We start from the raw sequence: 25987 nt of genomic DNA on the forward strand, positions 1-25987 counted from the left end.
CGCGTTTCCTGATCCGCCCGATCCCGTCTCAGGCCGAAAGCGGATGCTGCCAGTCCGAGCCCGAGGGCCCGTCGAAGAAGCCATCGGCAAAGCGGCCGCCGGGCGCCTCGGGCAGAAGTTTCGCCACCAGATCCGCGGCCGAGATCTTGCCCGCCAGCCGGTCGGCATAGCCCTGACACAGCCCGGCGAAATCGCCCGTCTGCGGCGAAAGCCGCAGCGCGGAAACGCCCGCCTCGGCCAGAGCCTCGGTGTAGTAAGCCGCGCAGCCGGTGGCCGCCGAAAGCGTCTGCACCCCGTTCACCGAGAGGAAGGCCTGGCCGTCGAGCGTGTCCACCTCGCGCCCATCAAGATCGGCATTGCAGATGAACTGGCAATTGTCCTTGGCCCGGTCATGCAGCCGCGCATGATAGCAGCGCGCCGACATCGCCAAGGGCAGCCGTCCGTGGCCCCAGACCTCGACCGCGACGCCCGCGTCGTTCCCCGCCTTGCACAGGGCCGCAATCGACTTCAGCGGCAGCTCGGGCGGCAGACAGATCCGCGTCGCGCCGCGCCGGGCCAGATAGGCCAGCGTCCCCTCGTTATAGACGTTCACCAAGGGGCCCACCCAGAAGGGCGTGCCCTCCGGCAGGTGCTTGAGCGCGGTGATGTCGTTGATTTCGACCGGCAGCCCCATGTCGAACAGATCCCGCGTCTTCGCACGTTCGCGGTTGAGCGTGATCAGCCCCAGCGTCGACAGCGCCACTTCCTTGCCCGCCTCGCGCAGGCTGGCCAGGATCAGCGGAATGTCATGTTCCCAAAACGGCAGCCGTTTCGAGCAGACCACCTCGCCCACCACGATCCGCGCGACCGGCGCGGCGCGCAGCCGGTCGTAAAACCCCCGCGTGGCGTCGGTCGTCCAGAAAAACAGGTTGGCGCCTACCGTGAGGTCCATTCTCATCTCCAAGTCTTGGCATAGGCCCCGGCCGTGGCCTGCTGGCCTTCGGTCAGCCGGGCAAGTTCGGCGAGCGGCAGGTCGCGCCCCTCGGCCAGCGCATCGGTGGCGGCACGGAAGGCCCGCACCACCTCGGCCACATAGGCGCGGGAGCGTTGCCGCCCCTCGATCTTCAGCGCGGTCACCCCCGCCTGCGCCAGCGCCGGGATCAGGTGGCGCGCGTCAAGGCTGACCGGATCTTCGAACACATGGCCGGTCTGCTCGCCCGAGGTGAAGCAGCCCTTGCAGAGCGTCGGATAGGGCGCGGGTTGCTCTTTCGGCGTGCGGTGGATGGTGAACCCGCCGAGCTTCGCCGCCAGATCCGGGCCTTCCTCGGCATAGACGACGTGAGAGGCGGGCGAGCAGACGCCGTTCATGTTCGGCGACAGGCCCGTGGCATAGGAGGAAAGCGCGCAGCGCCCCTCGGCCATCACGCAAAGCCCGCCGAAGACGAAGGCCTCCGTCTCGACGTCGATTTCCTTGTTGATCGCGGCGATTTCCTGCACCGTCAGCACGCGCGGAAGGACAACCCGTTTCACGTCAAAGGTTTCGGCGTAGAAGTTGATCGCATCGGGGTTCGAGGCGGCGGCCTGCACCGACAGATGTCGGCGCAGCTTCGGGTGATGCGTCGCGGCATAGTCCAAAAGCCCGATATCGGCCAGAATGACCGCATCGACGCCCGCGGATTCCGCATCGGCCAGACGCTGATGCCAGAGCTTTTCCCCGCCCGCGCGCGGGAAGGTGTTGAGCGCCACCAGAACCTTGGCGCCGCGCTTGTGGGCCCCGGCCACGGCGGCGGTCAGTTCCTCGGTCGAGAAGTTCAGCCCCGGGAAGTTGCGCGCGTTCGTCTCGTCCGAGAACCCGCAATAGACGGCATGCGCCCCCGCCTCGACCGCGGCGCGCAGGGCGGCCGGGGTGCCCGCGGGGCAAACAAGTTCCATCATGTCCAGTCTCCTGCCAGCGTATCGACGCGGTGCAGCACCACGCCCGAGCCCTTTTCGGCGAGGCTCACCGCCTGTTGAACGAAGGGTTTCAGCGGGCCCGCCATCTCGGCCAGTTCGGCGGCAAGGTCAAGCTCCGCATCGTCGATCGCATTGCGCAGCGCCACCACTGCCGAGGTATCCCCCTCGACCACCAGATCGCGCGAGAAGAAGAGCGCATCACCGTCATAGGCGCCGTGCATCATGCCCAGGAACGCCGCGATCGGCCCGGCAATCCGCGCCTCGGCCATCGGCGGGCGGCGATGCGCGCTGACCTTCACCCCGCCCGAACGCAGATCCAGAAGCAGCAGGAAGGGCAGGTCGGTCGGGTCCAGAAGGAAGCGGCTTTCGCGGTAATGACCCAGCCGGGCGAAGAGCCCGGGGTGGCGTGTGGCAATCCGTCGCGCCAGCAACGAGAGCGTCACCGACAGCGGGGCCAGCGGCAGGGGCCGCATCGCCCGTCCCATCAGGCTGGGCAGGCGGGGAATCGTCTGGTCATGGTCGGACATGGCGCTCCTTTCGTCGGGCGGATGGCCCCTCCGCTAGATGGGCTGCTTTAACGCGGCTCACAATGCGGCAACTTGATCAATATCAAACCTCTCTTTAACCGGGGATGCTAGCGGACCCAAGACCTTCCGGAGGACCCCATGCGCAGCCTGCCCGTTTTTACCGATCTGCGGTCCTTCCTTGACTGGACGAAATCGAAGGGCGAGCTGCGCGCGATCCCCGAGCCGGTGGCGACCGATCTGCAGATGTCGGCCGTGCATCGCGCGGTTCTGGAACAGGGCGGGCCGGTCTTGCGCTTCGATGCGCCGGTGCTGCCCTCGGGGGCGCGGTCTTCGATTCCGGTGGTGACCAATCTTTTCGGCACCACCGACCGGGTGGCGGCGGGGCTGGGGCTGCGGCTCGATCAGGTGCCGGAACTCGGTCAGTTTCTGGCCGATCTGAAATCGCCCGCGCCGGTGGAAGGCATGCGCGATGCCTTTTCCCGCCTGCCGATGCTGAAGGCGGCTTTGTCGACGCGGGTCAATGTCTCGAAAAAGGGCCCGGTGCAGGATGTGGTTCTGGAACCGGGCCGGGGGCTGAACCTTGAGGACGTGCCGGTGCAGAAGCTGTGGCCCGGCGATGGCGGGCGGCTGTTCACCTGGCCCGTGGTGATCACGCGGCCGCATGGCACGGCCGCCGATGCGGTGATGAGCTACAATCTGGGCATCTACCGCGCCCAGCTGCATGGGCCGGAAAGCATCATCATGCGCTGGCTTGCCCATCGCGGCGGGGCGGCGCATCACCGGACCTGGCTTGCCGCGGGGCAGCCGATGCCGGTGGCGATGGTGCTTGGCGCAGATCCGGCGACGTTGCTTTCGGCCGCGCTGCCTTTGCCCGAGCAGGTGTCGGAACTCACCTTCTCGGGCGTGTTGCGCGGCGCCCGCAGCCATCTGGTGCCCGCCAAGACCGTGCCGCTGATGGTCCCCGCCGAGGCCGAAATGGTGATCGAGGGCTGGATTCACCCCAATGACACCGCGCCCGAGGGTCCGTTTGGCGATCACACCGGTTACTATAACTCGGTCGAGCCCTTCCCGGTGCTGCGCGTCTCGGCGCTGACGCATCGCAAGGACCCGATTTACCTTTCGACCTACACCGGCCGCCCGCCGGACGAGCCCGCGATCATCGGCGAGGTGTTCAACCAGCTGGCCATGCCGGTCTTCCGCCAGCAGATCCCCGAGATCCGCGATCTGTTCCTGCCGCCCGCCGCCTGTTCCTATCGCATCGCGGTGGTGCAGATCGCCAAGCGCTACCCCGGTCAGGCGAAGCGGGTGATGATGGCGCTGTGGGGGATGCTGGCGCAGTTCAGCTATACGAAGATGATCATCGTGGTGGATGAGGACATCGACCCGCGCAACTGGGATGACATCGCCTGGGCGATGGCGACGCGGATGGACCCGGCGCGCGATACCGTCATTCTGGACCGCACGCCGATGGATTATCTGGATTTCGCCTCGCCCATTGAAGGGCTGGCGGGCAAGATCGGCCTTGATGCGACGAACAAGATCGGCACGGAAACCACGCGCGAATGGGGCACGGTGATGAAGATGCGCCCCGAGGATACGGCCTTTGCCGAGACGCTTCTGAAGCGCCATTTCCCCGGCGGTGTGAAATGACGCCCCGCGTCGTTCTGGGCGTGTCCGGCGCTTCGGGCGCGCTTCTGGCGCTCGCCGTGGCCGAGGCGCTGGTCAAGGTCGGCGCCGAGATTGATCTGGTTGTGTCCTCGGCGGCGAAGCTGACCTTCGCGACCGAGGCCGATGCGGGCGCGCTGGAGCGGCTGCAGGGGATGGCGGCGCATCACCATGCGATCGGCAATGTCGGCGCGGCGATTGCCTCGGGCTCTTGCCCGGTGACGGGGATGATCGTCGCGCCCTGTTCGATGCGCAGCCTTGCGGCCGTTGCCCATGGGCTCGATGACAATCTGCTGACGCGGGCGGCCTCGGTCCAGCTGAAGGAGCGCCGTCCGCTGATCCTGCTCGCGCGGGAAGCGCCGCTGACGCTGGCGCATCTGCGCAACATGACGGCGGTGACGGAAATGGGCGGCATCATCCTGCCGCCCGTGCCGGCGTTCTATCTGAAACCCCAGACCGCCGAAGAGATCGCGGCGCAGATCGGGGCAAGGGCCGTCGATCTGCTCCGCCTTGGTCCGGCGCAGGCTCAGGCCTGGTCGCCTTCGCCCTGAACCGGGATCTTCGGGCCGTGGCCCAAGGGCCGCGCCCCCGGCGTGCCGGGTTGCAGCTTTTCGCCGGTCAGCGCGGGCCAAAGCCCCACCAGCATCGCCGCATAGGCTGCCGCGAAGAGACCGGCCGAGGCGATCAGCCCCATCTGCATTTCGCCAAAGGCGCGCAGCAAGGTTGCCGCGATCAGCAACAGCCCCGCGGCCTTGAGCGGCAAGCCCGCGACCGAGCGGCGGCCCGATTGGCCAAGGCTCATCTTGATCATCACCGCGCTCGACAGCCCCGCGACGGCGCCGATGGCCAGCAGATGCACGGCCCCCGGATAGATCTGCATCGCCATCACCCCGGACAGACCCATCGCATAAAGCCCGGTGCCAAGGCACAGGAAGGCGATGTGAAAGCCCGCCAGAAGCGCGTCGTGTTTCGTCGCCCAGCTGCTGCGCCAGCCCATGGAGCGGAACAGGTTGGCAGACCCGGCCAGCACCAGCACGGCGCCAAAGGCGCGCGGCGGCAAGAACGCCGCGGGCACGCAAAAGGCGGTGAAGATCGGCCCCCAGGTGTCCAGCCCGCTGGCCCGCGGCAGCGCGGTCTCGCCCTTGTGCACCATGGCGTTGCGGGTGAGCCCCGCGGTCAGCTTGCCGCCGAAGGCCGCGTTCATCGTGGCACAGGCCATCAGCCCCGCCATCGCGCCTTTCGGCGCAAGACCCGGAGCAACCCCCATCCAGTCCAGATGCATGATGAGGTCGGACACCCAGTGCAACAGGAAGATGCCCAGATAAGAGAGCGTTTCGAGCTTCTTCAGCCGCGCGACGGGCCAGGCCATCTTCGCCATCACCAGAACGCCGAAGCCGAGGTCGATCAGCGCCACGACAGGCGCGGGAATGAAGGCCGAAAAGGCAATCGCCAGCCGCCCGGCCAGCCACAGCCCGGCCAGCGCCGGAAAGTAGATCCCCTGCAGCGCTTTTGGCGCCGAGGCAAGGAAGATCCCCGCCAGCACCGCGCCGCCATAGCCGAAGATCATCTCATGCGCATGCCAGTCGATGGGCATCGCACGGCTGGGCAGCAGATCCTCGGTCAGGCCGGCGGCGATCCAGTGGCCCCAAAGCGACATCGCCACGATGGCAAAGAGGATCGCGGCAAGATAGAAGGTGCGGTGACCCTCGCGGAAGATGCGGGACATGGGGGGCTCCTTGGTCTTTGGCCTTTCCTGCCTGCACCATCGCGGTTTCGCAAGCCCCCGGGCAGGCGGCACGTTGGCTCACCCGGGCCTTGATCCGGAACCGCGACGGCGCTAGGGCAGGGGGGATCACAGCTTCGAGAGCCGCATGACCGCCACCGCCCCCAAGACGCAGCGCCTGTTCGGGCTGGATCTGCTCAAGCTCTTTCTGGCGCTTCTGGTGGTGACGATCCACGCCAACCCCTTCCGCGGCGTCAGCGACGAGGCGATGTGGGCACTTGGCAATGGTCTGGCGCGGATCGGGGTTCCGGCGTTTTTCGTCGTCGCGGGCTACACCTTCCGCCCCGAGGTGCCGGGGCGCTCGGTCGCGCTGATCGGGCGCTATCTAAAGCTGCATTTCCTGTGGCTGGCGATCTATCTGCCCGCCTGGTGGCAGACGGTCTGGGATCACGGGCTGATCGAATATGCGAAATTCTGGGTCTTCGGCTATTGGCACCTGTGGTTTCTGGTCGGCCTTGCTATCGCCGTGGGGCTGGCACAGCTGGTCTGGCGGCTGTCCGACCGGACGATCTGGGCGATTGCGATTGCGGTGCTGCTGGCCGGTTTCGCGCTGCAATGGGCGATCGGCTTTTACATCCTGCCGCGCGGCTTCTGGCCCGATGCGAAGAATGGCGTGCTGATGGGCTTTCCGTTCTATCTCATTGGCTACATGAGCAAACGCAGCGGGCTGGTGGAACGCATTCCGCTGCGGCTGGCATTCTGGGGCTCCTTGATCGGGCTTTGCGCGGTCGTGGGCGAATCCGAGCTGATGAAGGCCTTGGGCGGCGCGCATCCGCTGGCCCCCGAAACGCTGTTGACCGCCGCCGTCGCCGGGCCAATGCTCGTCGCGCTTGGCGTCAAGGCGCGGGGCTTTCCCGATTGGCTCACGCGGTGGCCCGTCGGCACGCTCTCGGCGGGGATTTATTTCCTGCATGTGGGGATCGTGATCTGGCTCAACCACTACAGCTTGCCGCGGGTCGAGGTCTATCTGATCGCCGTCACCGGGGCGACGCTGATCACGCTCGGTCTGATCCGCACCGGGCTCGACAAGAAACTGTTCTGAGCCGGTCCCCGGGGCAGATCGGGGCGTTACATTCCTCTGGCCCGGTCACGCAGCGCCAGGCCCGCCGCGGCGATCACCGTTGCCACCTCGGAAAGCTGCGCCGCAAGCGGCGAGGACCGCCGCCAGACCATCCCGATCTGCCGCATCGGCGCGGGCGCGCCCAGCCGGGCGATCGACACCGCGGCCGAGCGGGTCTCGACCGGCAGCGCGATTTCCGGCAGAAGCGTCACCCCGATCCCCGCGCCCACCATCTGCGTCAGCGTGGCCAGCGACGAGCCCTCCATCACCATCCGCGGCGTGCCCCCGCGCAGCTTGCAAAACTCCAGCGCCTGATCGCGGAAGCAATGCCCCTCCTCCAGCAGCAAAAGCCGCATCTTCGGCAAAGCCTCGGCCGAAGGGACGGGCCTGCCCGCCTCTGACGCGGCGCGGATCAGCACGAAATCTTCGGTGAAAAGCGGCATCTCGGCCAGCGCGGGTTCCGACACCGGCAGCGCCAGCACCGCCGCGTCCAGCCGCGCCTCGATCACCCCGGCCAGAAGCTTGCCCGTCACCGCCTCGCGCGGCTGCACCTCGAGCCCGGGATGGCTGCGCGCCAGCCCCGCCACGATCGCGGGCAGCAGATAGGGCGCAATCGTCGGAATGACCCCCAGACGCAGCGGCCCCGACAGCGGCCCCTGCGCGGCGCGGGCCAGATCGGCCAGCTCGTCCACCCCGCGCAAGATCGCCTGCACCCGCGGCACCATCGCCGCCCCCAGCGCCGTCAGCCGCACCTGCCGCGGCCCGCGTTCGAACAGCGCGGCGCCGATGCTGTCTTCCATCTCGCGGATCTGCACCGAAAGCGCGGGCTGCGAAATCGCGCAATCCTCCGCGGCGCGGCCGAAATGGCCGGTCCGCGCCAGCGCGTCGAAATAGCGAAGCTGCTTCATCGAGAGGTTTATCATAATCCAAGATTATCCATGGTGTCAGATAATGCAATTGGAATTTATCAAAATCGCCTTCTAGTTTCATCGCAAGATCAAGGAACACAACGGAGGACGCGATGAACGGCAAGGAAACGGCGACCGGCAAATGCCCGGTGATGCATGGCGGGGCCACCTCGATGGGGGCCGAGACGATGCATTGGTGGCCCAATGCACTCAATCTCGACATTCTGCACCAGCAAGACAGCAAGACCAACCCGCTGAAGGGCTTCGATTACCGCGCCGCGGTGAAGACGCTTGATTTCGAGGCGATCAAGCGCGACGTGACGGCGCTGATGACCGACAGTCAGGACTGGTGGCCGGCCGACTGGGGCCATTACGGCGGGCTGATGATCCGCATGGCCTGGCACTCGGCCGGGACCTATCGCATCGCCGACGGGCGCGGCGGTGGTGGCACCGGCAACCAGCGCTTCGCGCCGATCAATTCCTGGCCCGACAACGTCAGCCTGGACAAGGCCCGCCGCCTGCTCTGGCCGATCAAGAAGAAATACGGCAACAAGATCAGCTGGGCCGATCTGATGATCCTTGCGGGCACCGTCGCCTATGAATCGATGGGGCTGAAGACCTTCGGCTTCGCCTTTGGCCGCGAGGATATCTGGCATCCGGAAAAGGACACCTATTGGGGCGCGGAAAAGGAATGGCTGGCGCCCTCGGATGAACGCTATGGCGATGTGAACGACCCGGCGACGATGGAAAACCCGCTGGCCGCGGTGCAGATGGGGCTGATCTACGTCAACCCCGAAGGGGTGAACGGCAAGCCCGATCCGCTGCGCACCGCAGCGCAGGTGCGCGAGACCTTTGCCCGGATGGCGATGAACGACGAGGAAACCGTGGCGCTGACGGCGGGCGGGCATACGGTGGGCAAATGCCACGGCAATGGCGATGCCAGCCTGCTGGGCCCCGACCCCGAGGCCGCCGATGTGACCGAACAGGGGCTGGGCTGGCACAACCCCAACCAGTCGGGCAAGGGGCGCCATACCGTCACCTCGGGCATCGAAGGGGCCTGGACCACGCATCCGACGCGCTGGGACAACGGCTATTTCCACCTGCTGTTCACCTATGACTGGGAGCTGAAGAAATCCCCCGCGGGCGCCTGGCAATGGGAGCCGGTGAACATCCGCGAGGAAGACAAGCCGGTGGATGTCGAAGATCCCTCGATCCGCTACAACCCGATCATGACCGATGCCGACATGGCGATGATCAAGGACCCGGCCTATCTGGAAATCTCGAAGAAATTCCACGCCGATCCGGCCTATTTCTCCGAGGTCTTCGCGCGCGCCTGGTTCAAGCTGACGCATCGCGACATGGGGCCGAAGGCGCGTTACATCGGCCCCGATGTTCCGGCCGAGGATCTGATCTGGCAAGATCCGGTGCCCGTGGGCCCGACCGGCTGGGATGTGGCCAAGGTCAAGGCGCAGATCGCCGCTTCGGGGCTGTCGGTCTCTGATCTGGTGGCGACGGCCTGGGATTCGGCGCGCACCTTCCGGCAATCGGACATGCGCGGCGGCGCGAATGGCGCCCGCATCCGTCTCGCGCCGCAAAAGGACTGGGCGGGCAACGAACCCGAGCGTCTGGCGCGGGTGCTTGCGGTGCTTGAACCGATCGCGGCTTCGGCCGGGGCGTCGATTGCCGATGTGATCGTGCTGGCGGGCAATCTGGGCGTGGAACAGGCCGCGGCGGCGGCGGGTCATCCGGTCGAGGTGCCCTTCACCCCGCGCCGCGGCGACGCGACCGAGGCGATGACGGACGGGCCGTCCTTCGACGTGCTGGAACCGATCCATGACGGGTTCCGCAACTGGCTGAAGAAGGATTACGCCGTCTCGCCCGAGGAGCTGCTGCTCGACCGGGCGCAGCTGATGGGGCTGACGGCGCCGGAAATGACGGTGCTTGTGGGCGGGATGCGGGTGATCGGCGCCAATCACGGCGGCGCGGCCGAGGGGGTCTTCACCGACCGTCCGGGCGTTCTGAGCACCGATTTCTTCACCACGCTGACCGACATGGGGCTGAGCTGGCACAAGGCGGCGGGCGGTTACGAGCTGCGCGACCGGGCCAGCGGGGCGGTGAAATACCGCGCCAGCCGCGTCGATCTGGTCTTCGGCTCGAACTCGATCCTGCGCGCCTATGCCGAGCTTTACGCGCAAGACGACAACGCGGCGAAATTCGTCGCCGATTTCGTCGCCGCCTGGGTCAAGGTGATGGAGGCCGACCGCTTCGATCTGCGCGCCTGAGCTCCCCGAAGGCTGGCCGCAGTCCAGAAAGGCCCCGCCCCGCGGGGCCTTTCGCCTGTTCGGGGCGGCATCGCGTGCCATTGACTTTGCCCGGCCCTTGCCCAAGGTTCCCCCCGCATGGTGCATGACGCGCCTGCACAAGCCTTATTCCGACCCGAGGGAGGGACCATCCTTGGCCATTATCGATCATCCCATGCTGCGCCCGCTGCCGATGCGGCTTTTGCCCGTGATCTTCCTTGTCGGCTGGGCCGTCTTCGAGGCGGTGTTCCTGGGCGGTATCGTCTGGCCGATCCTGTTCATCGGCGCGGCCGCCTATTGCTATTATGTGCTGATCCACACCTATACGCCGCCCGGCGAGACGCGGTCGAAAGACCGCTGAACAGGCCTGTTGCGGAGGTGCCGCCTTACCCGGTCCCGCCCGCGCGGGGTCGGGTTTTCTGTTGCCCGATGGCGCGTTCCCGTGTTTGCAGGAAAGGGGATCGTCGAAGCTGTCGGCCGTCTCAAACCCGCAGGGGGCGGGGCAGCAGACCGGACCCGCAGCTGCGGGCAGGCCGCGCAAGCGGCGCCCGGGGGCCGGGCTTTGGCCAGACGAGGGCCGGGTTCGGGCCCGGCTCGGGCCGGTCGGGGGCCCTGACAAAAAAACACCGAAGCGACCGGCAGGTCATCCTCGATGCGCAAGCCGCGCGGATCGGCGATCAGGCCCGCGGGGCGATGGCGGAACGGGCGCCAGCGGCGGGATAGCGTCTTTGCGCGTTCAGAACCACTGGATCTCGCCCTGCTCCTCCTGCTGGATCTCGTGGCGTTGCATCTCCGGATCCAGATTGGTGGCAAGTTCGTGCAGACGCAGCCGCGACAGGATCGGCACCGCATGCAGCTTGACGTCTTGCGGCATCTCCGTCGAGACTGCCGCCATCAGACGGCCAAGATCCTCGAGCGCCTGGGTGATCCGGTCGATCCCCTGCAGGCCCCGAATCGCGGCGGCATCGGTGTGGTCGGCGAAATGACACAGCGAAATCGCCCGCTGCACCTCCGAAGACAGACGCGCCAGGGTGTCGAGTTCGTCGCCGATGCGTGCGGCAAGCGCGTCCAGCGGAAGATCGCGTCGCTCGATGGGGATGGCCGCGATGGAGGGGAGCGCGCTCATAGCCGACCCACCACGGCTTCGATGCAGCCGCGCAGCTCCTGCGGCGTGAAGGGTTTCTTCAGGAAGTTGTTCATCCCCAGCCGCTTGCCGGTGTCGATGATCTCGCGATCGGCGCGGCCGGTGATCAGGATGAAGCCGAGCCCCTTGGTGCGCGGATTGGTGCGCAGCGCATGCAAAAGCTGCAGCCCGTCCATCCCGGGCATGTTGTAATCCGAGATCACCAGATGAACCGGCGTCTTTTCAAGGATTTGCAGCGCCCCCGGCCCATCGGTCGCATAGCCGACCTGCCGGATGCCCATGGCATCGAGCGCCTGCGTGATCAGACCGCGGCTGGTGGACATGTCATCCACGACCATGACCCTCAATTGATCTCTCAGTGCCATTTCGGGCCTCCGATCGGGCTTTCCGCTTTGGGAAGCTTGTAAGTGGTGATGCCGGCTGTCGAGAGCTGGCATGGCGGGTCGAGCGGGACACGTTCGGAATGACCGACGAAGAGAAATCCGCCCGGGTTGAGCACCGATTCAAAGCGCCGCCACAGGCGAAGCTGATCTTCCGGGCTGAAATAGATCACGACGTTGCGACAAAAGACAATGTCGAAACGCCCCCGCATCGGCCAGGTCGCGTCGTGCAGGTTCAGTTCCTGAAACGTCACCAGATTGCGCAGCGCGGGCACGATATGCACACCGTCGCTTTCCACGGTCACGAAGCGTTGCAGCGGTTTCGGAATCGTCGTCAGGGTGCTGTCTTCATAGACGGCGGCCCGGCCCCGCGCGATCATCTGCGGGTCGATATCCGTCGCCAGAAGCCGGATGTCGAGCCGCGCCAGATCCTGCGCCATGTCGGCCAGCACCATCGCGATCGAAAACACCTCCTGGCCCGTCGAACAGCCCGCCGACCAGATCCGCACCTTCTTGCCCGCCCGCGCCTGTTCGAGCAGCGGCGGCAGGGTCACCGTGCGCAGCGTCTCGAAATGGTGGTTCTCGCGGAAGAATTGCGTGACATTCGTGGTCAGCGCCGAGATCATCGCGCGGCGTTCCTCGTGGCCCTCGTCCGAGGTGATCAGCCGGATGTAACTGGCGTAATCCTTCAGCCCGAGCGCGCGCAGACGTTTGCCCAGACGCGACTGGACCATCGAGGTTTTTCCCGGTGCCAGGACGATACCGGCCTGTTCGTAAAGCACACGCGCAATCGCCGCGAGTTCGCTTTCGCTCGGCGCCGGAGGAGCCGCGAGATGGGGAGTGAACTGGGTCATGCGGCCTCGGCGTTTTCGTCCGGCAACACGGCGCTGAGGTCGAGCACGCGGATCATCCGGCCATCGACGATGGTCAGGGCTTCGATGAAGCTGTGGGCGCAATCGGCGGCCAGTTCCGGCGGCGGCTGCAATTCGGTGCGCGGCAGCGCCAGGATGTCGGAGACCGCGTTGACCAGAAGGCCTGCGGTCTGCGAGCCGACCTGCACGACGATGATGACATTGCGGGCATCGCCCACCACCGGTTCCATGCCGAGCCGGACCGACAGATCGACCACCGGCAGCACGGTGCCGCGCAGGTTGATCACGCCGCGCACATGGTGGGGCGCGTGCGGCAGCGGCGTCGCCCGGGTCCAGCCGCGGATTTCGCGCACGGACATGATGTCGACGCTGTATTCTTCATCGGCGAGCCGGAACGACAGCAGTTCGACTTCAGACGAGTTTTGCGAGCTTTTTTCCAGGGTCATGGCGGTCATCCTGCAAGAGCGAAGGCTTGGCTCCGGGTGCGTCCGGAGGCGTTTTGAACAAGGTCGGGCGGGTCGAGGATCAGGGCGATCTGACCATCGCCCAGAATGGTGGCCGCGGCGACGCCGGGGATATGGCCGTAGCTGCGCTGCAGCCCCTTGATCACCACCTGCCGCTGTTCGAGGATCGAATCGACGACAAGGGCCGAGCGGGTGCCGTTTTCCTGCGCCGTGAGCAGCACGATGCCGCCCGCATAGCTGGATTTCGGCGCGCGGTAGCCAAGTTCGGCGCCAAGGTCGTAAAGCGGCACGAAGGCGCCCCGGACATGGATCACATTGGTGTTCGGGCCAAGGGCGCGGATGTCCTCGTCGGTCAGCGTCGCGGTTTCCAGGATCGCCGAGAGCGGCACCACAAGGGTTTCGCCCGCCACATTCACCACCATGCCATCCAGCACGGCCAGCGTCAGCGGCAGCGAGATCGAGAAGCGCGTGCCCTTGCCGGGTTCCGAATGGATGGTGATGCGACCGCCGAGCGACTGGATCGCCTGACGCACCACATCCATCCCGACGCCGCGGCCCGACAGCGCCGACACCTGATCGGCCGTCGAAAAGCCGGGCAGGAACAGCAGGTTGTCGATTTCGCTGTCGCTCAGTTGCGCGTCGGCGGCGACAAGGCCCTTGGAGACGGCGATTTCGCGCACTTTCGGACGGTTGATCCCGGCGCCGTCATCGGAAACCTCGATCACCACCCGGCCCGAGCGATGCTGGGCAGAAAGCGTGATCACCCCTTCGGCGGTCTTGCCCGCGGCGCGGCGTTTTTCCGGCGTCTCGAGCCCGTGATCGACCGCGTTGCGGATCATGTGGGTAAGCGGATCGGCGAGCCGTTCGATCACCGTCTTGTCGACTTCGGTCGCCTCGCCCTCGGTGCGCAGACGCACCTCCTTGCCGACCGCGCCCGAGGCTTCGCGCACGATCCGCGCCATGCGCTGGAAGAGCGGCTTCACCGGCTGGGCGCGAATCATCATCACGCTGTCCTGGATGTCGCGGGTCAGCATCATGAAGGCTTCAAGCCCGGTCATCACCGCCGAATTCGGCGGTAGCCCGGCTTCGGCCACGCTTTGGGCGAGCATCGCCTGGTTGATCACCAGCTCGCCCACGAGGTTGACCAGACGGTCGATGCGGTCGAGATCGACGCGCACCGTCGCGGAAGGTTCGGAGGCTGACTCGCGCACGGCCGGACCAGTGCCCGGGGTTGCCGCCGGGTCAGCCGCGGCGAAAGGGGGCGGCGCGACGGCTTCGAGACGGGGCTCGCTGCGCGCGGGGCTGACGGCTTCGAGCCGCGGCGCGGGTGCGACCGGGATCGGGTCCTCGGGGTCTTGCGCGAGCGGCGGCAGAGCGGGCAGATCCGGGGCGGGCGTATCGAAGCCCGGGGCCGACAGCTCGGCGAGGCCGGGCAGGGCTGCGGGGGAAGCGCCGCTTTCGATCTCGATCTCGCAGACATCCTCGACGAAATCGAAGACCTCGCGGATGTCGAAATCGGTCACGTCGCCGCTGATTTCGACCGTCCAGTCGAGCCAGGAGCTTTCGGGATCAAGAGTTTCCAGCGGCGGCAGGCGCGACAGATCGCAGCGCGTGGTGCAGCTGCCGAGCTTGCCGAGCGCCCGAAGCAGATGCAGCGGCTCGTTGCCCGAGCTGTAAAGCGCGGCCGCGGGACGGAACCGCACCGTCCAGACCGGGGTCGCCGGAGCGTCCTCGGCGGGGCCGAAATCGAAGGCAAGCCCCATCGGCTGGAAATCGGTCACCTCTTCTTCGACCACCGGACCGGCGCCGCCGCCGATCAGCGCTTCGAGCGCGACGAGGCAGCCTTCCGAACCCTCGGGCGGGGGGGCCGCATCGCGGGCGGCGCGGACATGGTCTTGCAGGAAATCGGCCGCCTGGAAGAACAGTTTCATCGCCTCGGGCGTGATCGTCATCCGGCCCGAGCGCAATTCGTCAAGCACGGTTTCGTAGCGGTGGGCAAAGCCGACCAGCGCATCGAGGCCGAAGGCCCCCGCGCCGCCCTTGATGGAATGGACCGCGCGGAAGACGATGTTGATCGTCTCGTTATCGTGGCTGCCCTCGTCCATGTCGGAGAGCGCATCCTGCAGGCTTTCGAGCAGTTCTTCACATTCGATGAAGAAACTGGCCCGGATTTCTGCCATCGGGTCCGTTGCCATCGCGCTCTCCTTAACCGGTAACCATTTGCAGGGCCTTGACCAGCTTCGGCGGGTCGAAAGGCTTCACGATCCAGCCCGTGGCGCCAGCGGCACGGGCGCGCGCCTTCAGCTCGGGGGCCGATTCGGTGGTCAGCACGAGGATCGGCGTCGCCCGGTGCTTGTCTTGCGCCCGCACCGCCTCGATGAAGCCGAAGCCATCAAGGCGCGGCATGTTGATGTCGGAAATGATCGCGTCGGGGGCGATGCCGTCGAGCACTTCGAGCCCGTGGACCCCGTCTTCGGCAAGATGCAACGTGATCCCCGCATCGGTCAGAGCGAGTTTCAGCATGTCGCGGATGGTGCGGCTGTCATCGACCGCCAGAACAGTCAGGCTCATGCGGCCTCTCCGGTTTGAAGATCCGCGGGCGTCACTCCGAAGACGGCAAGAGCGTCGTCGAAAGCTTCCGAGCGCGGCGTGATGATGAGGGAGGTTCCGGCCTGCCGGGCGCTTTTGGCGGCGGAGGCGAGGACTTGCAGCGCAAGACCGCCCAGATGGGTGACGGCCGAGGCATCAAGGACGAGATCGGCACCGGATGCACCGCGCAAGGCCGTGCAAAGCGGTGTGACCTGGGACAGGTCGAGCCGGGAGGCGAGAGCAATCGTGGTCATTCCGACCTCGCCAAAATATGGGTTTGGAAAACGGACACGTGTTCCCCTTTCATTCCTGCATGAAAGAGGTCTACCGGCTGCGGGTTAAATAAGGCTTGACGGCACAGGGTTTTTCCGTGCCTTCGCGTCGTCTTTTACGGAGTTCTTTCAGATCCGCGGCGCCAGCGCGTGCAGATGCGCGCCACAACCGACGAGCGCGGCGTAGTCATCCTCGATCACCCGCACCGGGAAAGCTTCGAGGAAGTCTGAAAACCGGCCCTTGGCCTGCATCGCGGCGGCGAAGCCGAAATCGGCGAGCAGCGGGGTGAAGGCGCGGGCGACGCCGCCGCACAGATGGATGCCGCCAAAGGGCAGGTGAATGAGCGCCAGATCGCCCACGACGGCGCCCAGATGGCGCACGAAGATGCGCGCGGTTTCAAGGCCCAGCGGGCTGCGGGCGGTGATTTCCGCCATCACCTCGGCCGCGGTCAGGCTCTGCGGCTGTCCGGCCTCGGCGGCGGCGAAAGCGAAGACGCGTTCCAGACCGCGGCCCGAAAGCACGTCCTCGACCGCGGCAAAGCCATGCGCCGCCTCGACAAAGCGCATCAGGCGGATGTCTTCGTCGGTGACGGTGGGCAAGGTGATGTGGCCGCATTCCGAGGCGGTGACGATGCGGCCGCCCGGGGCCTCGTGCACGGGGGCGGCGTTGAAGCCGGTGCCCACACCGATGACAAGCTGCGCCGAGCCGGGACGGGCGGGCTGACCGGGCAGCACGGTTGCCACGGCGTCGGGGGCAAGATGGCCCAGCGCATGGCCCTGCGCCTGCAGATCGTTCAGCACCGCAACCGTTTCGGCCCCGGTGACGCGGGCGATGGCGGCGCTTTCGATCACCCAGGACAGATTGGTCATGTGGGCGGTGCCATCGCGCACCGGCCCCGCCACGGCGACACAGGCGCCCGCCAGATCGCGCACCCCCTCGGTCTGCATGTAGTCCGCCAGGATCGGCTCCAGCGCGGGGCGCCCGGCATTGGCATAGCGACGGATCGATTCGGGCAAGAGCCGCCCGTGATCGGACAGCGCCACCCGGGTGTTGGTGCCGCCGATATCGGCCAGAAGCGCGTAACGGTTCGGGGTGGCGGTGATCATGTTAGCGCTCCAAAGCCTTCCTGAAGGCGTGATAGGACGCCTTGGGGGTGCGCTGCAAGCTTTCGAAATCGACATGGACCAGTCCGAAGCGGCCCGAATAGCCCTCGGCCCATTCGTAATTGTCCAGAAGCGACCAGGCGTAATAGCCCGCAAGCGGCACCCCCGCGGCGATCGCGGCGCGGCAGGCCTGCAGATGGGCGGCCAGATAGGCGATGCGGTCCGCGTCGATGCAGCGGCCATTGATCCACTCATCCTCGGCCGCCATGCCGTTTTCGGTGATGTAAAGCGGGGTCTTGCCGGTGTAATCACGCTGCAGGCGGATCAGCAGATGGGTCAGCCCCTCGGGGCAGATTTCCCAGCCCAAAGCGGTTTGAGGAAGGGGCCCGGGGATTTCCGCCGTGCCGGGCCAGGGACCGGCGGCGGGCGCGATGCGCTTGGCGGTGTAATAATTGATCCCGAACCAGTCCAAGGGTGCAGTGATGATGGGGAAATCCTGCTCCCAGCCCGCGGGCAGATGGGGGGCGAAGCCCTCCAGAACCTCCTCGGGGTAGCGGCCCAGAAACATCGCCTCGACGAAGAAGCGGTTGAAGATCGCATCATAACGCCTTGTGGCCGCGTGACATTCCGGGTTGTCTTCGGCGGGCAGGGCATGTTCGAAATTGCACACGGCGCCAAGGTTGGAAACCCCCTCGGCGCGCAGCACGCCCATCGCGGTGCCATGCGCCAGGCAAAGGTGATGCATCGCCCGCGCCGTCGCGCGGATGTCGCGCAGGCCCGGCGCATGCAGGCCGAGGAAATGCGACAGCCACCCCACGCACCAGGGCTCGTTGATCGGGGCAACGGACCAGAGCCGGTCGCCCAGCCGCTGCGCGATGATCCGGGTGAAATCGCCAAACCATTGCGCCACGTCGCGGTTGCGCCAGCCGCCCAGATCGGCCAGCGCCGCGGGCAGCTCCCAATGATAGAGCGTCAGCGCCGGTTTCAGCCCGCGCTCCAGCATCCCATCGACCAGACGGTCGTAGAAATCGAGCCCCTCGGGGTTCACCGCGCCGCGGCCCTCGGGCAAAACCCGCGCCCAGGAGGTGGAAAAGCGATAGGAGTCAAAGCCCGCCGCCGCGACAAGGTCGAGATCCTCGGCCCAGCGGTGATAGTGATCACAGGCGCGGGCCCCGGTTTCGGCGCCTTTCACATTGCCGGGCGTGGCGGCGAAAGTGTCCCAATGCGTCGGGCCGGCACCGCCGAACCCATGCCCCTCGATCTGATAGGACGAGGTGGCGGCACCAAACAGAAAGCCTTCCGGAAAGGCCGAACGCGGGGGCAGGGCGGTCATGGTTTGTCTTTCAAGGTCAAGGGGTTGTGGGCCGGTCCTGTAGAGCCGCCCAAGACCAGAACCGCTTCGAGCAGCTCCGAGGCGGGTTCGGGCTGTGGCGCCTCGATCATCCGCAGAAGCATCGCGGCACAGCGCCGCCCGGCCTCGCGCACCGAAGAGCGGGTGGCGGTGAAGATCGGCTCCTCGGCGCCGTTTCGCAGATAGCCAAGCTCGTCGTCATGGGTGACGATCGAGACATCGCGGCCCATCTCCAGACCTTCCTCCCACAGCGCGCGCCGCACCCCCATCGCCGAGAGCAGCGAGGAGGTGAGGAAAGCTGTGGGCGGCTCGGCCCGGCGCAGCATGGCGCGGGCGGCATCATGGCCCTGCGCCTCGGTCATCTCGCCCGCCACCATCAGGCCCGGATCGGCGGCAAGCCCGGCCGCGGCCAGCGCGCGCTCGAAGCCGCGGCGGCGGCGCAGCGCGAAATCCATCGTCTCGATCCCGTTCACCAGCGCGATGCGGCGGTGGCCAAGGTCGAGCAGGAACCGCGTCGCCCGTTCAAAGGCGCGGGAATTGTTCACATCGACAAAGGCATAGGGGCGGCTGATGCCGGAGGCGCGGCCATGCACGACGAAGGGCAGGCCCAGATCCTCAAGCAGCGCAATCCGCGGATCGCCCGCCCGCGGCCCGTGCAGGATGATGCCATCGACATTGCCCTTGGAGCGGATCTCGCGATAGGCGCGGTCCTGATCGGCGTCGGGCACGATGGTCAGCAGCATGTCATAGCCCGCCCGGGCATAGACCTCGCCCGCGCCGGCGATGAAATCGGCAAAGACCGGGTTGACGATCTCGTGCTGGGTCGAAATCGGGATCACATGGCCAATCGCCATCGCCCGCCCGGTGGCCAGCCGCTTCGCCTGGGTGTTCGGTCGGTAGTTGTACTGCCGCGCCGCCGCCTCGACCCGGGCCCGCGTCGCCTCGGCCACTTCGGGAAAGCCGTTCAGCGCCCGGCTGACGGTGGTCGGCGAAAGCCCCAGATGCTGCGCGAGGTCTTTGAGGTTCATGGCGGGTCCGGCGTGACCGCGTGTCAAAGCGGTTTGAATGGGCGGATCGTAATCCTCTCGGCCGGGGGGCGTCAACGGGTCTTGCCGACCGGGGAATGCTGCCGATGCAGCATGAATAAAGGCCGATGCTGCAGCTGCAGCGACCGCCAAGGTTGACTTTGGCCCGGCTTTGGGGGACGCTTTTCCATCCAAAGCGCTTTGGGGTCGAGTCGGATCAGCCCCCGGGCGGCAGTGGTCAAGGGCCTTGGGCCCGGTCTCGGGAGGACAGAATGACGAAACACCTTTTGCTGGGCGCGGCAGTGCTGGCGCTGGCCACATCGGGGGCGCTGGCGCGCGAGATGAAATTCGCGCCGGGGGAGGATGCCCGGTTCCATTGGGACAGTTTCGACGCCTTCAAGGCGGGCCATGATCTGACGGGGCAGAAGCTGGTGATCGACGGCCCCTGGGGCGGGGTGGACAAGGCCCTGTTCGAAACCGTGCTGGCGGCCTTCGAGGCGGCGACCGGGGCGAGCGTCGATTATAACGGCGGCGACGGGTTCGAGCAGCGGATCATGGTCAATGTCGAGGCCGGATCGCCGCCCGATATCGCGGTGGTGCCGCAGCCGGGCCTGGCCGCCGATCTGGCGCGGCGGGGCAAGCTGGTGCCGCTGGGGGCAGAGGCGCAGGCTTGGCTGGCCGAGAATTACGCCGCCGGGCAATCCTGGGTCGATCTGGGCAGCTATGCCGGGCCTGATGGCACGAAGGCGCTTTATGGGCTCTTTTACAAGATCGACCTGAAATCGCTGGTCTGGTTCAGCCCGGAAAACTTCGAGGATGCGGGCTATGAGGTGCCGCAGACGATGGAAGAGCTGAAGGCGCTGACCGAAAAGATCGTGGCCGATGGCGGCACGCCCTGGTGCATCGGGCTGGGATCTGGGCCCGCGACGGGCTGGCCCGCGACCGACTGGGTCGAAGACATGATGCTGCGCAACAACACGCCCGCCGATTACGACGCCTGGACGACGAATGCTTTGCCCTTCACCGACCCCAAGGTGCTGGCCGCGATCGACGATTTCGGCTGGTTCGCAAAAACGGATGCCTTTGTGGCCGGGGGCGCGGGCGCGGTGGGGGCGACCGATTTCCGCGACAGTCCGAAGGGGCTCTTCACCTCGCCGCCGCAATGCTACATGCACCGGCAGGCCTCCTTCATCCCGAGTTTCTTCCCCGAGGGCACGCAGATCGGAGAGGATGTCGATTTCTTTTATTTCCCGGCCTATGCGGGCAAGGATCTGGGCAAGCCGGTGCTGGGAGCGGGCACGGTTTTCGTGATGACGCAGGAAAGCCCGGCGGCGAAGGCCTTTTTCGAGTTCCTGCAAACCCCGATCGCGCATGAGATCTGGATGGCGCAGACGGGCTTTCTGACGCCGCTGAAGACGGTGAACCCCGAGGTTTACGGCGATGCGACGCTGAAGAAGATGGGGCAGATCCTGCTCAATGCCTCGACCTTCCGCTTTGACGGCTCCGATCTGATGCCGGGCGCGGTGGGCGCGGGCACGTTCTGGACCGGCATGGTCGATTACGTCGGCGGCAAGGACAGCGCGACCGTCGCGGCCCAGATCCAGAAATCCTGGGACGCGATCAAGTGATCTGAGAGCGAAAGGCACGCCGGGGCGGCGTGCCTTCCGCGCTTCGGGAAGGGAGCGGATGGATCAGTCTTTGATGGCGCAGGCGGTGTCGGCGGTGTCAATCATCGTCGTCGGCGTGTTTGGCTGTGTCGCCTGGTTCTGGGTCTCGAACCTTGTGCTTGATGCGGTGCTGCCGCCGCGCGGGCCAAAGATCGGCCGCAATCTGGCGCGGGCGGCGGCGATCCGGCCCTGGCTTTTCCTGGGCCCGGCGCTGATCGCGCTGGCGGTCTATCTGGTCTATCCGATCTTCGTTTCGGTCTGGCTGTCGTTCCATGACAGCCGTGGCGAGACCTTTGTGGGTCTGTCGAACTATCGCTGGCTTCTGGCCGATGGCAAATTCCATGAATCCTTGCGCAACAATGCCTTGTGGCTCGTTGTTGTGCCAACTTTGTCCACGCTTTTCGGGCTGGTCGCCGCCGCGCTGACCGACCGTATCCGCTGGGGGAATGTCGCGAAATCGCTCATATTCATGCCGATGGCGGTGTCTTTTGTCGGCGCCGCGGTGGTGTGGAAATTCGTCTATGACTACCGCGGCGATGGTCAGGCAGAGATCGGTCTGCTCTCGGCGCTGGTGACTTCCCTTGGCGGCACGGCGCGGGCCTGGCTGACGGTGCCGGGCTGGAACTCGTTCCTCTTGATGGTGGTGCTGATCTGGATCCAGACCGGTTTTGCCATGGTGATCCTGTCGGCGGCGCTGCGCGGCATTCCCGAAGAAACCATCGAGGCCGCGACGATCGACGGGGCGACGCCCTTGCAGATCTTCTTTCGCATCCGGGTGCCGCAGATCTGGGGCACGATCGCGGTCGTCTGGACCACGATCACCATCACCGTGCTGAAGGTCTTCGACATCGTGCTGACGATGACGAACGGGCAATGGGGCACGCAGGTGATGGCCAACCTGATGTTCGACTGGATGTTTCGGGCGAATGACGCCGGGCGGGCCTCGACCGTGGCGCTGGTGATCATGGCACTGGTGACGCCGATCATGGTCTGGAACATCCGCAATGCGAACCGGGAGATGCAGGGATGAAAGCACGGGTCGCAGAGGGCCTGGCCGGGCGGTCTTCGGCGCTGGTCTGGGCGGTCAATCTGGCGGCGGCGGCGCTGGTGCTGCTCTGGACGATCCCGACGGTGGGGCTTTTGGTCTCGTCGTTTCGCGACCGCGATCAGATCATCACCTCGGGCTGGTGGCGGGCCGCGTTTTCGGCGACGACCACGGGGTTCGTGCGTGCCGGAACGGCGGCGGACCAGATCCAGGAAGGTGATCTTTTCGTCATATCCGGCAATGTCTTGCCCCCCGAAGCTGAGCTGCAATCCTGGGGTGTGACCTCCAAAGCGCCGAGCGCGTATCAGCCCGGAGAGACGGCCGAGTTGAAGGACGGGCAACGGTTGACGGTTGCGGAAAATGGCGATTATCGGTTGACCTCTCCGACCGCTTTCACCGAAGGACGCGGGCTGCGCATCTTCATCACCACCCTGGCCCCGCCGCGTCTGACGACCGAGAATTATGCCCGTGTGATCACAGCCGAGGGGATCGGGCGGGCCTTTCTGAACACGATGACGGTGACGATCCCGGCGACCATCATCCCGATCCTGATTGCCGCCTTTGCCGCCTATGCTTTGGCCTGGATGCGGTTTCCGGGCCGCGCGCTTCTGGTGGCGGTGATCGTCGGGCTTCTGGTCGTGCCCTTGCAACTGGCGCTGATCCCGCTTCTGAAACTGCACAACCAGATCGGCCTGAACCAGAGCTATCTGGGCATCTGGCTCGCCCATACCGGCTTCGGCCTGCCGCTCGCCATTTATCTGTTGCGCAACTACATGGTCGGCCTGCCGCGCGAGATCATCGAATCCGCCCGCGTCGATGGGGCGACCGAGTTCCAGATCTTCCGCCGCATCGTGTTGCCGCTGTCCTTCCCGGCGCTGGCCTCCTTTGCGATTTTCCAGTTCCTCTGGGTCTGGAACGACCTCCTCGTCGCCACTGTTTTCCTTGGGAATTCCACCGATACCCAGGTGATGACCGGGGCTTTGCGCGCGCTTTTGGGCTCGCGCGGGGGGGATTGGGAAATCCTGGCGGCCTCGGCTTTCGTCTCGATCGCGGTGCCGCTGTTCGTCTTCTTTGCTTTGCAGAAATACCTGGTGCGCGGCCTTCTGGCCGGCTCGGTGAAAGGTGGCTGAATGACCTTCCTTGAAAAATCCCCCGACTGGTGGCGCGGTGCGGTGATCTATCAGATCTATCCGCGCAGCTTTCAGGACACGAATGGCGACGGGGTCGGCGATCTGCCCGGGATCACCCGGCGGCTGGACCATGTGGCCGGATTGGGCGTCGATGCGATCTGGATTTCGCCCTTCTTCACCTCGCCGATGAAGGATTTCGGCTATGATGTCAGCGATTATTGCGATGTCGATCCGCTTTTCGGCAGTTTGGCCGATTTCGATGCGCTGATCGCGCGGGCGCATGACCTCGGGTTGAAGGTGCTGATCGACCTTGTTCTGTCGCATACCTCGGACGCCCATCCCTGGTTTCAGGAAAGCCGCCAGAGCCGGACGAATCCGAAAGCCGACTGGTATGTCTGGGCCGCGCCGAAGCCCGATGGCACGGCGCCGAACAACTGGCTGTCGATCTTTGGCGGTCCGGCCTGGGCCTGGGATGCCCGGCGCGAACAATATTATCTGCACAACTTCCTGACCGCGCAGCCCGACCTGAATTTCCATTGCGCCGCGGTGCAGGAGGCGCTTCTGGAGGTCGCGAAATTCTGGCTCGATCGCGGGGTGGATGGCTTCCGGCTCGATACGATCAACTTCTACATGCATGATGCCGCGCTGCGCGACAACCCGCCGCTGCCGGTCGAAGAGCGCAACGATCAGACCGCGCCCAAGGTCAATCCCTACAATCACCAGCGTCATCTTTACGACAAGAACCACCCGCAGAACATTGTTTTTCTGCGGAAATTGCGCAAGCTGATGGATGGATACAAGGCCGCCGCCGTGGGCGAGATCGGCGACAGCCAGCGCGGCCTCGAGATCCTGGGCGAATACACCTCTGGCCCCGACGCGATGCAGATGTCCTACGCGTTCGAACTCTTGTCGGGCCATGCGGCCTTGAGTGCCGGGTATATCGCCGAGGTCTTCCGCAAAGTCGAAAGGGTGGCGCCCGAGGGTTGGGCCTGCTGGGCCTATTCGAACCACGATGTCGTGCGTCACATCAGCCGCTGGTCGCTCTGCGATGCGGCGGCGCGCTGCTATACGACGCTGCTGATGTGCCTCAAGGGCTCGGTCTGCCTCTATCAGGGCGAGGAACTGGGCCTGCCCGAGGCCGAGATCGGCTATGAGGATCTGCAGGACCCCTATGGCAAGGAATTCTGGCCCGAGTTCAAGGGCCGCGATGGCTGCCGCACGCCGATGGTCTGGCAGGGCAATGATCCGCAGGGCGGCTTTTCGACCGTCAAGCCTTGGTTGCCGGTTCCCGCCGCCCATTGCGCGCGCGCCCCGGATGTTGTCGAGGGCGATCCCGGGGCGTTGATCCACCAGTATCGCAAGGCCATCGCGCTGCGCCATGCCCATCCCGTGTTGCAAAAGGGGGCGATGGTCGGGATCGAGACCGAGGGCGATTTGCTGCGGTTTACCCGCAGAAACGACGAAAACGAGGTGCTTTGCCTGTTCAACCTGACCGATAATCCGGCAACTGTCATCTGCGCGGGGGAATGGCATGTGCTTGACGGGGCCGCGCCCGCCGGGGGTCTGGTTGCGCTGTCCGGTTGGGGGTACGCGATCCTGAGCCGGACCGGAGGCCGCCATGGCTGACCTCAACCTCAAGGGCGTCGGCAAATCCTATGGCGAGGTGGATGTGCTGAAGGACATCGACCTCGACATCACCGCGGGAGAGTTGATCGTTTTCGTCGGCCCCTCTGGCTGTGGAAAATCGACCCTTTTGCGCATGATCGCGGGGCTGGAGCGGATCAGCGCAGGCGAGTTGCGGATTGACGGCGTGCGGGTGAACGACATGCCCCCCGCGCAACGCGGCATTGCGATGGTGTTTCAAAGCTACGCGCTTTATCCGCATATGACGGTGCGCCAGAACATGGAATTCGCCCTGAAGATTGCGAAGAAGAACCGGCAAGAGATTGACAAGGCTGTGGAAAATGCCGCCCGCATCCTGCAGCTGACACCCTATCTCGACCGGCTGCCAAAGGCGCTTTCGGGCGGGCAGCGCCAGCGCGTCGCCATTGGCCGGGCGATCGTGCGCGACCCCAAGGTCTATCTTTTCGACGAGCCTCTGTCCAATCTGGATGCCGCGCTGCGGGTGGCGACGCGGCTTGAGATCGCCCAGCTGAAAGAGGCGATGCCCGGGCGCACGATGATCTATGTCACCCATGATCAGGTCGAGGCGATGACCCTGGCCAGCCGGATCGTGGTTCTGGCGAACAAGGGCATCGCGCAGGTCGGCACGCCCTTGCAGCTTTACGAGCACCCCGAGACCGAATTCGTCGCGCAATTCATCGGTTCGCCGCAGATGAATCTTCTGTCCGGTGTGATCACGGCCACCGGACCGCGGACTGTGATCACGCTGGACGGGGGCGGCACGGCGGAATCGACCGTGCCGACGACCGAAGCCGATCGCGGCCTGCGCGTCAATATCGGCGTGCGGCCCGAGGATCTGACTGTGATCACAGGGCCCGGGCTTTTCACCGGCACGGTCGAGATCGTCGAAGCGCTTGGCGAGGTGACGCTGCTCTATTTCGCGGCCAAACCCGGGGCGCCGCATATGATTGCGAAACTGCCCGGCATCCATGCCGGGCTGCGCCACCAGAGTGTCAGCCTGACCGCGGCGCCGGAAAAGGTGCATCTGTTCCATGCCGGTCGGTCGCTTCTTTATCGCTGATGTCGCAAACCGCGCATGAAGGCGGGGCATCCTCGGGTAAAACGGCACAGACCCAAGCGGAGGTG

General features: G+C 65.8%; 25 protein-coding genes. 10 read left to right on the plus strand and 15 right to left on the minus strand.

Annotated features, from left to right (window positions below; translation table 11 throughout):
• Positions 1 to 28: 28 nt before the first annotated feature.
• The 3 genes from ubiV to ubiT are packed head-to-tail and all read right to left on the minus strand — an operon-like array spanning position 29 to position 2459.
• Positions 29 to 931 carry a ubiquinone anaerobic biosynthesis protein UbiV gene (gene ubiV / locus ACTTAG_RS08810; RefSeq protein WP_444465113.1) on the minus strand — a complete coding sequence of 301 codons (903 nt, stop codon included), beginning with the start codon at positions 929 to 931 and terminating at the stop codon, positions 29 to 31.
• Positions 932 to 933: 2 nt separating this feature from the next.
• The gene (gene ubiU / locus ACTTAG_RS08815; protein ID WP_444465221.1) at positions 934 to 1911 is read right to left on the minus strand and encodes a ubiquinone anaerobic biosynthesis protein UbiU; all 978 of its coding nucleotides are present in this window, start codon (positions 1909 to 1911) and stop codon (positions 934 to 936) included.
• On the minus strand, positions 1911 to 2459 hold the full coding sequence (gene ubiT, locus ACTTAG_RS08820) for a ubiquinone anaerobic biosynthesis accessory factor UbiT (RefSeq protein ID WP_444465114.1): 549 nt from the start codon (positions 2457 to 2459) through the stop codon (positions 1911 to 1913). Before ubiT ends, ubiU begins: the two co-directional genes overlap by 1 nt.
• Positions 2460 to 2597: 138 nt before the next feature.
• Here ubiT and ACTTAG_RS08825 point away from each other — a divergent pair, with 138 nt between their 5' ends.
• Together ACTTAG_RS08825 and ACTTAG_RS08830 are read left to right on the plus strand one after the other, a co-directional pair.
• Positions 2598 to 4109, plus strand: a complete 1512-nt coding sequence (locus ACTTAG_RS08825; RefSeq protein WP_444465115.1) for a UbiD family decarboxylase — start codon at positions 2598 to 2600, stop codon at positions 4107 to 4109.
• Entirely contained in the window at positions 4106 to 4675 is a 570-nt protein-coding gene (locus ACTTAG_RS08830; protein WP_444465116.1) for a UbiX family flavin prenyltransferase, read from the plus strand. The genes ACTTAG_RS08825 and ACTTAG_RS08830 overlap by 4 nt, the downstream gene beginning before the upstream one ends.
• On the opposite strand, the gene ACTTAG_RS08835 is transcribed toward ACTTAG_RS08830, so the two are convergent.
• Positions 4651 to 5850: an NnrS family protein gene (locus ACTTAG_RS08835; protein ID WP_444465117.1), complete on the minus strand. Its 1200-nt coding sequence runs from the start codon at positions 5848 to 5850 to the stop codon at positions 4651 to 4653. The two genes, ACTTAG_RS08830 and ACTTAG_RS08835, sit on opposite strands and share 25 nt — an antisense overlap.
• A gap of 145 nt (positions 5851 to 5995) precedes the next feature.
• Between ACTTAG_RS08835 and ACTTAG_RS08840 the strand changes: the two genes are divergently transcribed.
• Positions 5996 to 6949, plus strand: a complete 954-nt coding sequence (locus tag ACTTAG_RS08840) for an acyltransferase family protein (RefSeq protein WP_444465118.1) — start codon at positions 5996 to 5998, stop codon at positions 6947 to 6949.
• A 26-nt stretch (positions 6950 to 6975) separates the two neighbouring features.
• Here ACTTAG_RS08840 and ACTTAG_RS08845 read toward each other — a convergent pair whose 3' ends face one another.
• On the minus strand, positions 6976 to 7890 hold the full coding sequence (locus ACTTAG_RS08845) for a hydrogen peroxide-inducible genes activator (RefSeq protein ID WP_444465119.1): 915 nt from the start codon (positions 7888 to 7890) through the stop codon (positions 6976 to 6978).
• 98 nt (positions 7891 to 7988) lie between these two features.
• On the opposite strand from ACTTAG_RS08845, the gene katG reads away from it, so the two are divergent.
• Complete coding sequence (gene katG, locus ACTTAG_RS08850; protein ID WP_444465120.1) at positions 7989 to 10157, plus strand: catalase/peroxidase HPI; 2169 nt, start codon at positions 7989 to 7991, stop codon at positions 10155 to 10157.
• 193 nt (positions 10158 to 10350) lie between these two features.
• Positions 10351 to 10536 (plus strand): hypothetical protein, encoded by a 186-nt coding sequence (locus ACTTAG_RS08855; protein WP_444465121.1) that lies wholly within the window; start codon positions 10351 to 10353, stop codon positions 10534 to 10536.
• A 375-nt stretch (positions 10537 to 10911) separates the two neighbouring features.
• Here the strand turns inward: ACTTAG_RS08855 and ACTTAG_RS08860 are convergent, their stop codons facing one another.
• The 10 genes from ACTTAG_RS08860 to ACTTAG_RS08905 all read right to left on the minus strand — a co-directional run bounded on the left by ACTTAG_RS08860 (position 10912) and on the right by ACTTAG_RS08905 (position 19379).
• Positions 10912 to 11301 carry a hypothetical protein gene (locus tag ACTTAG_RS08860; RefSeq protein ID WP_444465122.1) on the minus strand — a complete coding sequence of 130 codons (390 nt, stop codon included), beginning with the start codon at positions 11299 to 11301 and terminating at the stop codon, positions 10912 to 10914.
• Positions 11298 to 11684, minus strand: coding sequence for a response regulator (locus ACTTAG_RS08865; protein WP_444465123.1), 387 nt, complete (start codon positions 11682 to 11684; stop codon positions 11298 to 11300). The genes ACTTAG_RS08860 and ACTTAG_RS08865 overlap by 4 nt, the downstream gene beginning before the upstream one ends.
• Positions 11675 to 12553, minus strand: coding sequence for a CheR family methyltransferase (locus ACTTAG_RS08870; protein WP_444465124.1), 879 nt, complete (start codon positions 12551 to 12553; stop codon positions 11675 to 11677). The genes ACTTAG_RS08865 and ACTTAG_RS08870 overlap by 10 nt, the downstream gene beginning before the upstream one ends.
• Complete coding sequence (locus ACTTAG_RS08875) at positions 12550 to 13017, minus strand: chemotaxis protein CheW (RefSeq protein WP_444465125.1); 468 nt, start codon at positions 13015 to 13017, stop codon at positions 12550 to 12552. The genes ACTTAG_RS08870 and ACTTAG_RS08875 overlap by 4 nt, the downstream gene beginning before the upstream one ends.
• Before the next feature lie 5 nt (positions 13018 to 13022).
• Positions 13023 to 15230 (minus strand): chemotaxis protein CheA, encoded by a 2208-nt coding sequence (locus ACTTAG_RS08880; protein WP_444465126.1) that lies wholly within the window; start codon positions 15228 to 15230, stop codon positions 13023 to 13025.
• A 10-nt stretch (positions 15231 to 15240) separates the two neighbouring features.
• Positions 15241 to 15606 carry a response regulator gene (locus ACTTAG_RS08885; RefSeq protein WP_013067490.1) on the minus strand — a complete coding sequence of 122 codons (366 nt, stop codon included), beginning with the start codon at positions 15604 to 15606 and terminating at the stop codon, positions 15241 to 15243.
• Positions 15603 to 15878, minus strand: a complete 276-nt coding sequence (locus ACTTAG_RS08890; protein ID WP_444465127.1) for an STAS domain-containing protein — start codon at positions 15876 to 15878, stop codon at positions 15603 to 15605. Before ACTTAG_RS08890 ends, ACTTAG_RS08885 begins: the two co-directional genes overlap by 4 nt.
• 147 nt (positions 15879 to 16025) lie before the next feature.
• Positions 16026 to 17003, minus strand: a complete 978-nt coding sequence (locus tag ACTTAG_RS08895) for a glucokinase (RefSeq protein WP_444465128.1) — start codon at positions 17001 to 17003, stop codon at positions 16026 to 16028.
• Between the two features lies 1 nt (position 17004).
• Positions 17005 to 18333 carry a GH1 family beta-glucosidase gene (locus ACTTAG_RS08900; protein ID WP_444465129.1) on the minus strand — a complete coding sequence of 443 codons (1329 nt, stop codon included), beginning with the start codon at positions 18331 to 18333 and terminating at the stop codon, positions 17005 to 17007.
• Positions 18330 to 19379, minus strand: coding sequence for a LacI family DNA-binding transcriptional regulator (locus tag ACTTAG_RS08905; RefSeq protein WP_444465130.1), 1050 nt, complete (start codon positions 19377 to 19379; stop codon positions 18330 to 18332). The genes ACTTAG_RS08900 and ACTTAG_RS08905 overlap by 4 nt, the downstream gene beginning before the upstream one ends.
• A gap of 269 nt (positions 19380 to 19648) precedes the next feature.
• Here ACTTAG_RS08905 and ACTTAG_RS08910 point away from each other — a divergent pair, with 269 nt between their 5' ends.
• The 5 genes from ACTTAG_RS08910 to ACTTAG_RS08930 are packed head-to-tail and all read left to right on the plus strand — an operon-like array spanning position 19649 to position 25922.
• Positions 19649 to 21004: an ABC transporter substrate-binding protein gene (locus ACTTAG_RS08910; protein WP_444465131.1), complete on the plus strand. Its 1356-nt coding sequence runs from the start codon at positions 19649 to 19651 to the stop codon at positions 21002 to 21004.
• Between the two features lie 58 nt (positions 21005 to 21062).
• Positions 21063 to 22073: a carbohydrate ABC transporter permease gene (locus ACTTAG_RS08915; protein ID WP_444465132.1), complete on the plus strand. Its 1011-nt coding sequence runs from the start codon at positions 21063 to 21065 to the stop codon at positions 22071 to 22073.
• Positions 22070 to 23218: a carbohydrate ABC transporter permease gene (locus ACTTAG_RS08920; protein WP_444465133.1), complete on the plus strand. Its 1149-nt coding sequence runs from the start codon at positions 22070 to 22072 to the stop codon at positions 23216 to 23218. Before ACTTAG_RS08915 ends, ACTTAG_RS08920 begins: the two co-directional genes overlap by 4 nt.
• Positions 23219 to 24844 carry an alpha-amylase family glycosyl hydrolase gene (locus tag ACTTAG_RS08925; RefSeq protein WP_444465134.1) on the plus strand — a complete coding sequence of 542 codons (1626 nt, stop codon included), beginning with the start codon at positions 23219 to 23221 and terminating at the stop codon, positions 24842 to 24844. It begins immediately after the preceding gene.
• Entirely contained in the window at positions 24837 to 25922 is a 1086-nt protein-coding gene (locus tag ACTTAG_RS08930; protein WP_444465135.1) for an ABC transporter ATP-binding protein, read from the plus strand. Before ACTTAG_RS08925 ends, ACTTAG_RS08930 begins: the two co-directional genes overlap by 8 nt.
• Positions 25923 to 25987 lie beyond the last annotated feature (65 nt).

This window comes from Rhodobacter capsulatus, from assembly GCF_052363185.1.
Classification (GTDB): domain Bacteria; phylum Pseudomonadota; class Alphaproteobacteria; order Rhodobacterales; family Rhodobacteraceae; genus Rhodobacter; species Rhodobacter capsulatus_E.